Source organism: Mycolicibacterium mageritense, from assembly GCF_010727475.1.
Lineage (GTDB): Bacteria > Actinomycetota > Actinomycetes > Mycobacteriales > Mycobacteriaceae > Mycobacterium > Mycobacterium mageritense.
Genome location: NZ_AP022567.1, coordinates 3,476,683 through 3,490,782 on the forward strand (window position 1 = coordinate 3,476,683; position 14,100 = coordinate 3,490,782).

At 67.2% G+C, this 14,100-nt stretch carries 14 protein-coding genes; 4 read left to right on the top strand and 10 right to left on the bottom strand.

The features are described 5' to 3' along the window. Together hsaB and G6N67_RS16665 are read left to right on the top strand one after the other, a co-directional pair. Positions 1-567 carry a 3-hydroxy-9,10-secoandrosta-1,3,5(10)-triene-9,17-dione monooxygenase reductase subunit gene (hsaB, locus tag G6N67_RS16660; protein ID WP_036432182.1) on the top strand — a complete coding sequence of 189 codons (567 nt, stop codon included), beginning with the start codon at positions 1-3 and terminating at the stop codon, positions 565-567. A 155-nt stretch (positions 568-722) separates the two neighbouring features. After that, on the top strand, positions 723-1,562 hold the full coding sequence (locus tag G6N67_RS16665; protein WP_036432184.1) for a mycofactocin-coupled SDR family oxidoreductase: 840 nt from the start codon (positions 723-725) through the stop codon (positions 1,560-1,562). Between the two features lie 6 nt (positions 1,563-1,568). On the opposite strand, the gene G6N67_RS16670 is transcribed toward G6N67_RS16665, so the two are convergent. Beyond that, on the bottom strand, positions 1,569-2,153 hold the full coding sequence (locus G6N67_RS16670) for a TetR/AcrR family transcriptional regulator (RefSeq protein ID WP_036432186.1): 585 nt from the start codon (positions 2,151-2,153) through the stop codon (positions 1,569-1,571). Between the two features lie 170 nt (positions 2,154-2,323). On the opposite strand from G6N67_RS16670, the gene G6N67_RS16675 reads away from it, so the two are divergent. Both G6N67_RS16675 and G6N67_RS16680 read left to right on the top strand, forming a co-directional pair. Then, positions 2,324-2,539 carry a ferredoxin gene (locus G6N67_RS16675; protein ID WP_036432189.1) on the top strand — a complete coding sequence of 72 codons (216 nt, stop codon included), beginning with the start codon at positions 2,324-2,326 and terminating at the stop codon, positions 2,537-2,539. Beyond that, positions 2,536-3,819, top strand: a complete 1,284-nt coding sequence (locus tag G6N67_RS16680; RefSeq protein ID WP_036432191.1) for a cytochrome P450 — start codon at positions 2,536-2,538, stop codon at positions 3,817-3,819. Before G6N67_RS16675 ends, G6N67_RS16680 begins: the two co-directional genes overlap by 4 nt. Here G6N67_RS16680 and G6N67_RS16685 read toward each other — a convergent pair. From G6N67_RS16685 to G6N67_RS16725, 9 genes are all read right to left on the bottom strand, one after another. Further along, a complete protein-coding gene (locus tag G6N67_RS16685; RefSeq protein WP_036432193.1) occupies positions 3,800-5,032 on the bottom strand; it encodes an NAD(P)/FAD-dependent oxidoreductase in 1,233 nt (410 codons plus the stop codon). The genes G6N67_RS16680 and G6N67_RS16685 overlap by 20 nt on opposite strands. Beyond that, positions 5,029-6,435 carry an NAD(P)/FAD-dependent oxidoreductase gene (locus G6N67_RS16690; protein WP_036432195.1) on the bottom strand — a complete coding sequence of 469 codons (1,407 nt, stop codon included), beginning with the start codon at positions 6,433-6,435 and terminating at the stop codon, positions 5,029-5,031. Before G6N67_RS16690 ends, G6N67_RS16685 begins: the two co-directional genes overlap by 4 nt. Then, on the bottom strand, positions 6,432-7,856 hold the full coding sequence (locus G6N67_RS16695; protein WP_036432197.1) for an FGGY family carbohydrate kinase: 1,425 nt from the start codon (positions 7,854-7,856) through the stop codon (positions 6,432-6,434). Before G6N67_RS16695 ends, G6N67_RS16690 begins: the two co-directional genes overlap by 4 nt. Next, positions 7,853-9,343: an amino acid permease gene (locus G6N67_RS16700; protein ID WP_036432199.1), complete on the bottom strand. Its 1,491-nt coding sequence runs from the start codon at positions 9,341-9,343 to the stop codon at positions 7,853-7,855. Before G6N67_RS16700 ends, G6N67_RS16695 begins: the two co-directional genes overlap by 4 nt. Before the next feature lie 86 nt (positions 9,344-9,429). Then, complete coding sequence (locus G6N67_RS16705; RefSeq protein ID WP_036432202.1) at positions 9,430-10,206, bottom strand: DeoR/GlpR family DNA-binding transcription regulator; 777 nt, start codon at positions 10,204-10,206, stop codon at positions 9,430-9,432. A gap of 85 nt (positions 10,207-10,291) precedes the next feature. Beyond that, positions 10,292-11,677: an aldehyde dehydrogenase family protein gene (locus G6N67_RS16710; protein WP_036432204.1), complete on the bottom strand. Its 1,386-nt coding sequence runs from the start codon at positions 11,675-11,677 to the stop codon at positions 10,292-10,294. Continuing rightward, positions 11,674-12,462 carry a carboxymuconolactone decarboxylase family protein gene (locus G6N67_RS16715; RefSeq protein ID WP_036432206.1) on the bottom strand — a complete coding sequence of 263 codons (789 nt, stop codon included), beginning with the start codon at positions 12,460-12,462 and terminating at the stop codon, positions 11,674-11,676. Before G6N67_RS16715 ends, G6N67_RS16710 begins: the two co-directional genes overlap by 4 nt. Next, entirely contained in the window at positions 12,459-13,256 is a 798-nt protein-coding gene (locus G6N67_RS16720; RefSeq protein WP_036432208.1) for a mycofactocin-coupled SDR family oxidoreductase, read from the bottom strand. The genes G6N67_RS16715 and G6N67_RS16720 overlap by 4 nt, the downstream gene beginning before the upstream one ends. Next, positions 13,253-14,083 (bottom strand): mycofactocin-coupled SDR family oxidoreductase, encoded by an 831-nt coding sequence (locus tag G6N67_RS16725; RefSeq protein ID WP_036432210.1) that lies wholly within the window; start codon positions 14,081-14,083, stop codon positions 13,253-13,255. The genes G6N67_RS16720 and G6N67_RS16725 overlap by 4 nt, the downstream gene beginning before the upstream one ends. Positions 14,084-14,100: the final 17 nt, after the last annotated feature.

Below are 14,100 nucleotides of genomic sequence, written 5' to 3' on the forward strand. Positions count from 1 at the left end.
ATGTCCGCTCCCGCGATCGATCCCCGCACGTTCCGCAACGTGCTCGGACAGTTCTGCACAGGCATCACGATCATCACCACGGTGCATGACGACGTGCCGATCGGGTTCGCGTGCCAGTCGTTCGCTGCGCTGTCGCTGGATCCGCCGCTCGTGCTGTTCTGCCCGACGAAGGTGTCCCGGTCGTGGCAGGCGATCGAGGCCAGCGGCCGGTTCTGCGTCAACATGCTGCACGAGGATCAGCAGCACGTGTCGGCGCGGTTCGGCTCCAAGGAGCCGGACAAGTTCGCCGGGATCGACTGGCGGCCATCCGAACTCGGCTCGCCGATCATTGACGGGTCGCTGGCCCACATCGACTGCACCGTTGCGTCTGTGCATGACGGTGGTGACCACTTCGTCGTGTTCGGTGCGGTGCACGGCATGTCCGAGGTGCCCAAACGCAAGCCCCGGCCGCTGCTCTTCTACCGCGGTGAGTACACCGGGATAGAGCCCGACAAGAACACCCCTGCGACGTGGCGCAACGACCTCGAGGCGTTCCTCACCGCCACCACCAACGACACCTGGCTTTGACTCGTTGACAACACACCGGGCCCCCTCCCTGCGGAGGGGGCCCGGTCTGTGTTGGGGTAGCCGGATGCTGATCGATCGATCAAAGTGAGTATTGACACACGGCCTTCACGGTGGAACGGTTTGATCGAACGATCAAACCGAGTGGAAGGATCCCCATGGCCGGGCGAGTCGAGGGCAAGGTCGCGTTCATCACCGGGGCGGCGCGCGGACAGGGGCGCAGCCACGCGGTACGGCTCGCACAGGAGGGTGCCGACATCATCGCGGTCGACGTCTGCAGGCCGGTGAGCAGCAACAGCGTCATCCCCGCGTCGACACCGGACGATCTGGCTGAGACAGTCGACCTGATCAAGGGCCTCAACCGGCGGATCGTCACGGCCGAGGTCGACGTCCGTGACTTCGACGCACTCAAGACGGCCGTGGACAACGGTGTCGAACAGCTGGGGCGGCTCGACATCATCGTCGCCAACGCGGGCATCGGCAACGGCGGTGAGACGCTGGACAAGACCAGCGAACAGGACTGGGACGACATGATCGGCGTCAACCTGTCCGGCGTCTGGAAAACCGTGAAAGCCGGTGTTCCGCATATTCTTTCGGGAAGCCGGGGCGGCTCCATAATCCTCACCAGCTCGGTGGGCGGACTCAAGGCCTACCCGCACACAGGTCACTACATCGCCGCCAAACACGGTGTGGTGGGTCTGATGCGGTCGTTCGCCGTTGAACTGGGCCAGCATTCGATCAGGGTCAACTCGGTACACCCGACCAACGTGAACACGCCGATGTTCATGAACGAGGGCACCATGAAGCTGTTCCGCCCGGATCTGGAGAATCCGGGGCCCGACGACATGGCCGTGGTGGCCCAGCTCATGCATGTGCTCCCGGTCGGCTGGGTCGAACCGGTGGACATCAGCAATGCCGTGCTGTTTCTGGCCTCCGACGAGGCGCGCTACGTCACGGGCCTGCCGGTGACGGTCGACGCCGGCAGCATGTTGAAGTAGCGCAGGCTATTTCAAGGGAGCGAAGCGGCTCAGCATGCGATCGACGAAGGCCCGGAACTCGGCGTGGCCCTGTGTCACGCCGACCGCCTCCTCGTTGCAGAGGCTGCGCGCCGACTGGGTCAGCAGCATCGACATCACCACGGGCGGGAACTCGTCGGTGTCGACGCCATGAGCCCGCAACACCATGGCCATCGCGGTGGTCTCGATGTCCCGGACGCGTTCGGAGTAGGCCTTGAGTTCGGCGCCGATCGCCTTGCGGTGGTTGGCCAGTGCCATGAATTCGGTATTGAGCCCCGTCAGCCGGGAGTCGGAATTGAGCAGCCACAGGGCGCGCAGGGGGTCGTCGTCGTCGATCGCCTCGCGCATCCGGGCCAGCGCGGCGTCGGCGCCGCTGCGCAGCACCGCGACGAACAGATCGTCGAGCGTGTCGAAGTAGTAGTACACCAGCGCCGAGCGGACACCGGCCTCCGCGGCGATCCGCCGCGTCGTCGCCGCGGCGTAGCCCTCATCGCGGATCACCTGAGCGGTCGCCTCGATCAGGCGTCGCCTGGTTCCGGCGTCCTTGTCCTTCGCTGCACGGGTCGCCGGCATCAGATGATGTCCCGAGAAGTGTTGTGCGACAGTATGTATTGCACGTCACCGGCAACCCTTGACCGCTCCTGAGGCGGAGTGATAAGCATGACGCATCTTAACAGTTTGATCGATTGATCAAACTCGGAGTGTGTGGAAGGCCCATGGCAGAAAAACGACGTGAGGAACATATGAACGCAAGCCTCTGGGTGGACCCCGGCCTGTGCGAGGGCCACGCGTTGTGCATCGAGTTGGCTCCCGAGATCTTCGACCTCGGGGACGACGACGTCGCCCGCGCCCTGCCACAACCACCCGAACGGTCGTGGGAGCACGTGAAAGCAGCGGTCGACGCGTGCCCACGCCAAGCGATCACGTTTCAAACCTCCGCGAAAGGCCCGCAGCAATGACCGATCTCGCGAGTGTCGACTACTTCTCCGACCCGGCGATCACGCAGGATCCCTATGCGTACTTCGACTACCTCCGCGAGCAGGGGCCGGTGTACGCCGAACCGCACCACGGCGTCGTGGCCGTCACCGGCTATCAGGAGGTGATGGCCGCGTTCAAGGACACCGACGCGTTCTCGGCGGTCAACGCGATCGGCGGCCCGTTTCCGCCGCTGCCGTTCGAACCCGAGGGCGACGACATCACCGCGCAGATCGAGGCGCACCGGCACGAGTTCCCGATCTTCGAACACATGGTGGTCATGGATCCGCCCGAGCACGAACGCGCGCGGTCCCTGCTCTCCAAGCTGCTGACACCGCGGCGGCTCAAGGAGAACGAGGACTTCATGTGGCAACTGGCCGATCAGGTGCTCGACGAGTTCATCGCGAACGGCCGCTGCGAGTTCCTCGGCGAGTACGCCAAACCCTTTGCCACCCTGGCGATCACCGATCTGCTCGGGGTTCCCGAGGAGGATCGCGCCGAGTTCCGCCGCGCGCTGGGAGCCGACAAGCCTGCGGGCAACCGCGTGGGCGCACTCGACGGTGAGCCGGTGGGCCTCAACCCGCTGCAGTACCTCGACGACAAGTTCAGCGCGTACATCGCCGAGCGCCGGCGCACGCCTCACGCGGATGTCCTCGGCGGCATGGCATCCGCAACCTATCCGGACGGATCGGTGCCGGAACTCCTGGAGGTGGTGCGTCCCGCGACGTTCCTGTTCGCGGCGGGGCAGGAGACCGTCACGAAACTCCTCAGTGCGGCAGTGCAGACGCTGGGGGACCGCCCCGAGTTCCAGCAGCGCCTGCGCGACGAACCTGAGCTGATCCCGGCTTTCATCGAGGAAGCGCTGCGCATGCAGAGCCCGACCAAGGTCGACTTCCGCCTCGCCCGCAGAACCACGACCCTGGGTGGCGTGCCCATCAAAGCCGGCACGGTGCTCATGCTGTGCCTGGGCGCGGCGAACCGGGATCCGCGCAAGTTCACCGACCCGCACGAGTTCCGGATCGACCGGCCGAACGTGCGTGAGCACATCGCATTCGGGCGCGGCATCCACACCTGTGCGGGGGCGCCGCTGGCCCGGGTCGAAGGCCAGGTCACCGTGCGCCGCCTGCTGAACCGGATGCGCGACATCACCATCAGTGAAGCCGAACACGGGCCCGCCGAGGACCGGCGTTACACCTACGAGCCCACGTTCCTGCTGCGCGGTCTCACGCGATTGCACATCGAGTTCACGCCAGTGACAGCGTGACCGTCCCGCCGTTCCGGTCAGCGCCGTCGAGAATGCTCGACGGCACCCGGAACACCCGGCCCGGTGACGCGGGCCATGGCAGGGTCTTGCGTCCGACGAGCCTGCCATCCTGATGGGCAACGACTTTCGGGATCCGCACGAGCTTGTCGGTCCACAACAGCAGCCGGTGGCGCGCGGGCGCCGGGTCGCCGGGCCGCAGCAGGCCGGGTGACACCCACCGCAGCGGCGCGCCGGCCTCGATCCGCACCCCGTCACCCGCGGCGGGCCTGCCGTCGAGATACCGGCGTACCTGGGCGGCGACGTGGCGGCCGTCGAGGGCCGCGATGTCGGCGGTGTCGACCGGGTGCAGCAGGTTGCCGATCGCGAACACGCCGTCGCGGCTGGTTCGCAACGCGGTGTCGACGACGGGCCCGAGGGTGCCGCGGTCGATGTCGAGACCGGCGGCCCGGGCCAGCTCATGGTCGGGGATCCAATCACCCGTGAAAACCACGGTGTCGCAGTCGATGACACGTCGCTGCCCGGTGCGCGTGTTCTCGATCTCGACGCCCTGAAGCACGGGTTTGCCGATGATGCGGGTCACGCGCGTGGTGGTCGCGATGTCCACATCGAGCAGCGGCGTGCGGCCCGCGAGATTGAACATCGCGTACGACTCGGGCGACGGGTACTCCGTCGTCATCAGCACTGTGCGGCAGCCGGCGTGCTTGAGGGTCAGCACGGCCGAGTAGCTCACCAGTTCCGCGCCGACGACCACCGCGCGGCTCCCGACCTGGCGGTGTTTGAGGTGTACGGCGTTCTGCAGGTGTCCCGTTGTGTACACCCCGGCGGGCCGGTCGCCGGGGATCATGCGCGCCGGCCGGGGGCGTTCGCGGGCGCCCGTGGCCAGCACGACGGCGCGTGCGTCGATGCGTTCGCGGCCCTGCGGCGAGGTGACGTCCAGTGCGGTGGCGTCGGCCCATCCGGTGACCATCGCGCTCGTGCGGATGCTCGCCCCGGCGGTGACGGCACCCTGCACCAGTCGGCGCGCGTACGCGGGCCCGCTGATGAACGTCTTCATGTCACGGATCCCGTATCCGGGATGATCGCTGTGCCGCGGAATGCCGCCTGCCGCGAGTTCACGTTCCAGGACAACGACTTTGTGGTACGGGGCCAGCTCGGCGGCCGCGGTGAGGCCCGCGGGCCCGCCGCCGACGATCGCAACGTCGTAGGTGGTCATCGCGTGGTCTCCTGCAGTACGGCGGGTCGTTCTGGTTGACGTTCGCGGTCGAAGATCGCCTGCACCTCGGCGCCGCAGAAGAACGCCTGGCAGCGGCCGTTCATGACGCGCGTGCGCCGCCGCAGCCCTTCGAGCGCTGCTGGTGCGATGACGGACTGGCATGCGTCACGCATCTCACCCTCGGTGACGCGCTCGCAGAAGCACACGATGCGGCCGTAGGCCGGGTCGGCGGCGATCTTGTCGGCCTCCTGATACGGCCGGGGGAACGCTTCGCCGAGGTTGGGCATGCGTGGTGGCGCGGGCAGGTCGGTGCGTGGGGCCAGTATGAGCCCGGCCGAAACCAATTGGTCGCGAACGTATTCCGCGATGGCCATGCCCGCGGTCAGCCCGGTCGAGCGGATGCCGCCGACCAGCAGATAGTTCTGCGCGGTGTCGGCCTCGATCAGGTAGTCGCCGTGGTCGATGGCCGCGCGCAACCCGGCGTAGGTCGCGGTGACCTCCTCGTCGAGCAGTCGCGGCATGAGCGCGCGCCCCTTCTCGAGCAGGAATTCGAAACCGGTCTCCGACGTCCCGGTCGCGGTGCGGTCGGTGAGATCCTCGGACGTGGGGCCGAGCATGACGTTGCCGTAGATGGTGGGGCTGACGAGCACGCCCTTGCCGCGCGACGTGGGCACGGGTAGCACGATCTTGTCGACCAGCGGGCGCGCGAGCTTGTCGTAGACGATGAGCTCGCCGCGGCGCGGGGTCACGGTGAACCGGGAATGGCCGAACAGGCCGTCGATCACGTCTGCACCGAGGCCCGCGGCGTTGATCACCCACCGTGCGGATACGGGACCACCTGTGGTGTGCAGAACCGTGCCGTCACCGGTCTTTTCGATGCTCTCGACGCGGTGATTGCGCAGCAGTGCGGCGCCCCGGTTGACGGCGTCGGTGGCCAGCGCGAGGTTGACGGTCCAGGTGCAGATGATCGATTCGTCGGGCACGGTCAGCCCGCCGAGCGCGCCCGGGCCGAGGTGGGGGACGGCGGCGTAGACCGCGTCGGAATCCACGATCTCGCACCGGTGGTAGCCGTTGGCCTCGGCCTTGTCCTTCAAACCCGGTAGCGCGGCGAGTTGTTCGCCGTCCCACGCCACCAGGATCGCACCGGTGTGTTCGATCGGGATACCGGTGTGCGTCGCGTAGTCGGACAGCAGGTGGTAACCGCGGCTGACCATCGCCGATTCGAGCGTGCCGGGCTTGGCGTCAAAACCGGTGTGCAGGATTGCGGTGTTGGCCTTGCTCGTGCCGTCGCCCACATCGTCGCGGGCTTCCAGCAGCGCGACCGACAGTTGGTGGCCGGACAGTTCGCGTGCGATGGCCGAGCCGACGATGCCTGCGCCGATCACCGCGACGTCGTAGTTCATGAAGTCTCCTGGGGGTAGGTGGTCGCCGCCAGATCGCGCCAGGCGGAGCGGAATTCGCTCGCTCGGGCGGCAGTCCAGCGGGGTTCGTAGCTGGCCGACGGTGTCCAGTCGGTGACGACGTCGCGCACCGATCGGTCGGGGTTCAGGCTGAGCCGGGCCAGCGCGGCGGCGCCGAGTGCGGTGGCGTGTGCCGACGGGTACACGTCGACCGGGATCTGCAAGATGTCGGCGCACGCCTGCATGAGCACCGTGGACTGGGTCAGGCCGCCGTCGGCACGCAGCCGCGTCAACGGGACCGCGTCGTCGTTGATCGCCGAGATCAGCTCGCCGACCTGTGCGGCTATGCCCTGAAGTACCGCGAGCACGATGTGCTCGCGCCCGGTCGACAGGGTCATGCCCGAAATAGCGGCTGTCGCATGAGATTTCCACCAGGGCGCGGCGAGTCCGGCCAGCGCGGGCACGCACAGCACGCCGGCGTTGTCCGGCGCGGCGACCGTGTCGAGCTCCTTGGGGCCGGAGACGATGCCGAGTGAGCACAGCCATTTGACCGCAGACGCGGCCGTGTACACCTGGCCGTCGATGCAGTAGGTGTCCTGCCCGCCGACGCGCCAGGCCACCGACGACGTGAGACCCGCGGTGGAATGCACGGGTGTGCCACCGGTATTGGCCAGCAGGAAGGCGCCCGTGCCGAACGTGCATTTTGCCATGCCCGGTTCGAGGCAGGCCTCAGCCAGCAGCGCGGCCTGCTGGTCCACCACGACCCCACCGACGGGCACGTCGGAGCCGAATGCCGATGTGGTGCCGATGGTCTCGTCGTTCGCGACGATCTGCGGCAGTTTCTCATCGGCCAGGCCGAAGGCCGCGAGCAGCTCGTGGCTCCAGTCCCGCCCGCCGAGCTCCACGGCCAGCGACCGGCTGGCCGTGGTCGCATCGGTGACGAACGCGCCGGTGAGTTGGTGCAGCAGCCAGGTGTCCGATGTGGTCACCACGCCGGAGGACTCCAGGTTCTGGCGCAGCCATGCCATCTTCGGCGCCGAGAAGTAGGAATCCAGCACCAGTCCCGTGCGCTCGGCGAACATGTCGCGATGCTGGGCAAGCTCGGCGCACAGCGGCTCGGCGCGCCGGTCCTGCCACACAAGCGCCTGCGTGAGCGGACGGCCCGTATCAGGATCCCAGGCCAACACGGTTTCGCCTTGATTGGCCAGCGACACCGCGTCGACCGACCGTCCGGCTTGTGCCAGGGCGGCGCGGCCGGCGCCGAGCACGGATTCCAGCAGTTCTGCCGGATCCTGCTCGACACCGCCGCCGTCGAGGTAACGCGGGTGCACCGCCACCTCGGCCAGGCCGACGACACCTTGTTCGGGGTCCACGACGATCGCCTTGGTGCCCGAGGTGCCCTGGTCGATGGCCAATACGGTCATTTCACCGAATCCTCGGTGGGAGTTGCCAAGTGGTCGAGTTCCGCGTCGATCGACGCCATCTCCGGCATCTTCAGCCCATGCCTGCCGCGGGTGACCAGCAGGTACCCGAGATAGACCGCACCGATGGCCACCATGATCGCCGCATACAACCAAGGATCTTTGAAGGACGCGTCGCGGAACAGCGAAAGCTCGAAAACGAGCCACACGACCGCGACGACGAGGATAGGGATCTCCCAGCGGCCCAGGCTGAATCCCTTGCTCGCGGGCAGCCGCTTGCGGGTCGCGATGTAGAGCGCCACGGTGATGGCGTAGATGATCGCGGGCAGCAACGTGGCGGCGGAGAACAGCTTGAACAGCGCGTCGGTGCTGGTCGAGAACAGTCCGAGGATCACGGCCGAGATGGCGGCCATGACGATGGTCGCGTTGAGCGGGGTGCCGAACCGTGGTGACACCTTGTGCAGCACCTGCCAGCCCGGGAAGCGCTGGTCGCGCGACATGGCCCAGACCAACCGGACGCCGCTCATCAGGATGACCAGACCGCACGCGAAGATCGCGATGGCCACCAGGACCAGCAGCGCGGTGCCGACGAACGAGCCGAGGATGTCACGGATGACGTCGGCGATCGGGGTGCCCGACTCGGCCAGTGCGGTCGGGTCGTTGACCGCGGCCGTGACCACGAGCAGGAACAGGAAGCCGAGTACACCCGAGGCCAGGACTGCCTGCCACATCGCGCGAGGCACAACGATTTCGGGTTTCTTGGTCTCCTCGGCGAGGTTGGCCGCGGACTCGAACCCGACGATCGTGAAGGCGCCGAGCAGGAAGCCCAGCATCCACGGTCCGGCCGACGTCGCTGTGCCGAAGCTCCAGTACCCGTCTGCCGGAATCTCGCCGCGCGAGAACAGGTTTCCGACCGAGAGCTTGTGGGCGATCACGCCGACGATGAACAACAGCACCACCAGGGCCACCATGCCGATCAGTTCCGCCGTCACGGCGAAGTTGTTGACCCGTTCGGTCCACCTCGTGGACAACCCGACGAGCAGGGCTTGCAGCAGCAGCACGCCCGCGGTGATCAGGAACGCGGTCGCGGGCGTTCCGGTGAAGTCGAACAGTGCGGGCACCACCGTCGACGCGACCGTGTAATCGACCGCGACGACGACGATCGCCAGGAACGTGAACGAGATCCAGCCGGTGATCCAGCCGAAGATGGGGTTGGCGAGCCGCGACACCCACTGATAGGCGTATCCGGTGACCGGGATGCGGGCGGCGAGCGATCCGAGCAGCAGCGCAACGGCGAGCTGGCCGATGATCACGATGGGCCAGGTCCAGATGCCCAATGGGCCTGAGCTGTTGAGCACGCTGCCGTACGTGGTGAAGATTCCGGTGGCGATGGAGACGAAGGCGAACGCCACGGCGAAAGACGCGAACCTGCCGGTCGCGCGTTCCAATGTTTCGGTATAGCCGTACGGCGTTGTGGAAGAATCTGTCATCGATCGGGCTTTCTTGACTGGAATTGACTGTTTCGGGAGGAGAGGCTCGGTCCGCGGGCGGCGCTGCAACGCCGCCCGCACCCGTATCAGGCGCTGGGACGCGCCGACAGGACAACACCTCCCGTCTCTTCGATGGCTGCTGCAACAGCCGGATCGGTGTTCTGATCGGTGATGAGTCCGTCGACGGCGCTGAACTCGCACACGCGGTACGGCGCGACCTGCCCGAGCTTGGACGAGTCGGCCAGGATGTAACTGCGTGCGCTGTTCGCGATGATCGTGCGACGCACGTCGACCTCGTCGAAGTGGTAGTCGGTGAGCCCGGCCTGCGCGTCGACCCCGCCGGATCCGAGCAGTGCGATGTCGGCGTAGATGTCGGCGAAAAAGGCCTTGGCGTGCGCGTTCGAGCAGGCCAGGTCACCCGCGCGGACCCGGCCCCCGGCCACCAGCACCGTGATTCCCGGCCGGTCGGCCAGTTCCACGGCGACCGGCAGTGACGGCGTGATCACCGTTCCGGTGAATCCGCGGGGGATCGCCTGCGCGACCGCCACAGCCGTCGTCCCGATGTCGATGACCACGGTCTGGCCGTTCTTGAGCAGACCCGCGGCGACCCGCGCCAGCTGGGCCTTGGCCTGGTGCCGGATGATCGTGCGCTCGGTGTAGGTGGGTTCGATGACATGCCGGTCGGCGACGGCGGCCGCGCCGCCGTGTACCCGGCGCAGTGCGCCCTGTTCTTCGAGGAGTGCCAGGTCACGCCGCACCGTCTCGGCCGAGACTCCGAGCAGGCGGACCAGCTCATCGGTGCTGACCGCCTGGGTGGCGCCGACCGCTTCGACGATCGCCTCATGCCGCTCAACTGGCAGCACGACTGACCGCCAATGTGGATTTTTGACCGGGCATGACGGTAATTGTGGGGTGTTGCCTGGCTCACGTCAACCGGGCACGAAAAAATCAACGCATGGCGATGCGGATGTTCTTCACCTGCTGGAACTCGCGCAGACCTTCCAGCCCGCCGGTCCGGCCGAAGCCACTCTGCTTGTAGCCGCCGTACGGACCCTGCGGAGAGATGTCGCTGAACTGGTTGATCCACACCGATCCGGACTCGAGCCCGCGGGCCACCCGATGTGCGCGGTTCAGGTCCGTGGTCTGGACGAACGCGTTGAGCCCGTAGGGAGTGTCGTTGGCGATCCGCACGGCATCGTCCTCGTCGCGGAATCTCATGACCGACACGACCGGGCCGAATGTCTCGGTTTGCGCGAGCGCCGACGCGTTGTCGACGCCGCCGAACACGGTCGGCTCGATGAAGTAGCCGTCGGCAAGGGCGCCGCCGATCCGGTTGCCGCCCAACAACAGCTCGCCCGCACCTGTGGACACCGCGGTTTCGATGGTGGCCAGGATCCGGTCGGCTGCAGACCGGCTGATCATGGGCCCGAAGACCGTCGCGGGATCGGTCGGGTCACCGACCTTGGCCGCAGCGACGACCGCAAGGAACTTCTCCAGGAATTCGTCGTACACCGTTTCGTGCACCAGGATCCGGCTCGCGCACGCACAGCTCTGGCCGGATTGCATGAGTGGACCCTGGTGCGCCGACAACGTGGCGGCGAGGTCCAGGTCGGCATCGTCGAACACGATGTTCGCCGATTTGCCGCCCAGTTCGGTGACCACGGGCGTCAGATTCGTCGCGGCAGCCTGCAACACCTTGCGCGCGGTCGTGCCACCTCCCGTGAAGGCGATCTTGCCGACGCCGGCGTGTCGCACCAGCGCGTCGCCGCCCTCGGCATCTGCGGGTACGACGCCGACGAGGCCCGCGGGCAGACCTGCCTCGGCGCACAATTCGCCGAAGTGCCGGGCCGCGAACGGCGCGAGCTCCGAGGGCTTCAAGACCACGGCGTTGCCCGCAGCCAACGCAGGCACGGCGCACGACGCCGCAACCGCGAGGGCGCCGTTCCACGGCGTGAGTACGGCGACGACGCCATAGGGCTCCCGCTCGACGAGATTGATGTCGAACGACCCGTTGACCGGGGTGCTGACGCCGTGCGGCTTGTCGACGTAGCCCGCGAAATGCCGGAGGAATCGCTCGAGCAGCAGTGCGGTGCCCGCGAACGAGATCGGCACCCCGTAATCGGCAACGTTGAGCCCGGCGAGTTCGTCGAGGCGGTCGTGCACCACGTCGGCAAGGTCGATCAGCAGATCCCGTCGCCGGTCGACGGTGAGCGCCACCCATTCTCGCTGCGCTTCGGCGGCCGTGCGGACCGCGTGGTCGATCTCTCGGGCCCCGGCCAGGGTCACCGTCCCGTTGGGCCGGCCGGTCGCGGGATAGATGTGATCGACGATCATGCTTCCCATCCCTGGCCCTCGTCGAGCACCCGCTGCTTCTGTTCGGCGATCACCTGGTTGAGGTGCGACGCCTTGGGCCAGCCGTAGTACGCCGCGAAATGCAAGGCCAGTTCGTCCATCTCGTCGAACGACACGTCGTGGCTCTTGAGCGCGGCGTACACATGGCTGAGGATCGGCAGCGGAGCGTCCTGGAACGCCACGCACGCGACTGTCACGAGGCGGCGTTCTTTCATGCCCAGGCCCGGCCGCAGCCACATCTCGCCGAACACGAAGTTGAGGATGCCCGCACCCGAATAGGGGTTGTCCCGGATCGGTGCGTACGGCAGGCAGTTGATCTCTTTGAACGACTCCTCGCCGCAGACCAGCCGCTCTTCGGGATCGCTCGGTGTCGCCAGCGGCAGCAGCGGATCGGGCCGCGGTGGCGGCACACCGCGTTCGCGGTGGATTCGGTCCCACTGTTCATCGACCACCATGTTGAAGCGCGAGGCCTTGGGCCATCCGCCGTACACCGCGAAATGCAGTACGGTTTCCCGCATTTCGACGATGCTCAGGTCGCCGCTGTTGAGTGCCGCATAGACGTGATCGCGCAACGGGCCTTCGGCATCGGCGGCCGCGACACACGGCAGCGTGATGAAGCGTCGGTCCCGGCGACTCAGCGCGGGCCGCGGCCAGATCTCGGCGAACACGAAGTCGATCAGGTTGGCTGTTGCGGGGGTCGTGTCGGACGGCGGCGGGAACGTCATCACCTCGGAGAATTCGCGGCGGCCGCGCTCGGTCCGGTTCATCGAAGCGTCACCCCCGCATCGACCTTGAACTCGAGCCCGGTCACATATCGGGATTCGTCGGACACCAGGAACAGCACCGCATTGCTGATGTCGATCGCCTCGGCCATCACGATGGGCATGGCGTTGGCGAACAGGGGCGCCAGATCGGGGCGTTGCTCGGCGATCAAGGCGTGCAGCGACGCCGGGCGCATGCCGGTCTCCACCCCGGTCGGGTGCACTGTGTTGACCCGGACCTGCTGGGCGGCAAGCTCATTGGCCAGTGCTCTGCTCATGCCGACCACGCCGTGTTTGGACGCCGTGTAGGGCGTGTGCAGCGGCGTGCCCTTGATGCCCGCGGCGGAGCTGATGTTGACCAGGCTGCCGCCGCGCTCGACCAGATGAGGCAGGGCTGCAGCGCAGGTGTTCCAGGTGCCGATCAGGTTGACGTCCACCACCGTTCGCCACTGCTCGGGCGTTGTGGCGTCCCACGTGCCCGCGGTCAGCACTCCGGCGTTGGCGACCGCGGCGTCCAGCCCGCCCAGCTGCGCCACGCCGTCGTCGACGGCGGCCGCCAGTGCCGCGGCATCGCGCACGTCGACCACATGGGAGACGGCCCGTCTGCCCTGCTTCTCGACAAGCCGTACGGTCTCGTCGAGCTCGTCTGGTGTAGCGAGCGGATATTCGATCTCGTCCAGGGATCGGCAGATGTCGACCAGGATCAGGTCTGCACCCTCCTCTGCGAGCCGCACGGCGTGACTGCGGCCCATACCTCGCGCGGCGCCGGTGATCAGCACGCGCTTGCCTGCGGCCCTCATAGCTTGTTGCAGAAGCCGGCGTCGACCGGGAAGGTCACCCCGGTCACGTATTTGGCGGCGTCGGACACCAGGTAGGCGATCGCCGCGCTGATGTCTTCGGGTTCCAGCAGCGACACCGGCATGGGGTTCTGCAGGTGCGGCCCGCCGTCGGGATAGTTCTCCAGGAACGCGGTCATGGCCGGGTTGACCGCCATCATGGTGTTGACCGCGGTCGGGTGCACGGTGTTGACCCGGATGCTGTGGGGTGCAAGCGCGTTGGCCAAGGTGCGCATGAGGCCGACGATGCCGTGTTTCGACGCCGCGTAGCCCAGGCCGCCGCCTTGCAGGCCACCGAATCCGCGAAGTCCGGCCGTCGAGCTGGTGAACACGATCGACCCGCCCCTGCCGCCGTCGATCAGGTGGGGGATGGCCGCCTTGGCGGTGTGGAAGGATCCCACCAGGTTGACGTTGAGCACGTCGGTCCACATCTCGAGGTCTTCCTCGATGGTCAGCTCGCGGAACGCCATCGTCGCGATACCTGCGTTGGCGCATACGATGTCGAGCCGGCCGAACTGCTCGACGCCTGCGTCGAGCGCGGCCCTGAGCTGATGGAAGTCCCTGACATCGGCGACCGCGCCGATCATCTTGCCGCCCGCGGCCTCGACCAGGCTCGCGGTCTCGTCGAGCTCGGCGCGGCTGGCCATGGGGTAGCCGTTCGATGCGATGTCAGCGCAGATGTCGACGCCGATGATCGCGGCGCCGTCACTCGCGAGCCGGATGGCGTGGCTGCGGCCCTGGCCGCGGGCCACCCCGGTGATGAAGGCGACTTTTCCGTCCAGACAACCCATTGATCCTCGCTCCGTCG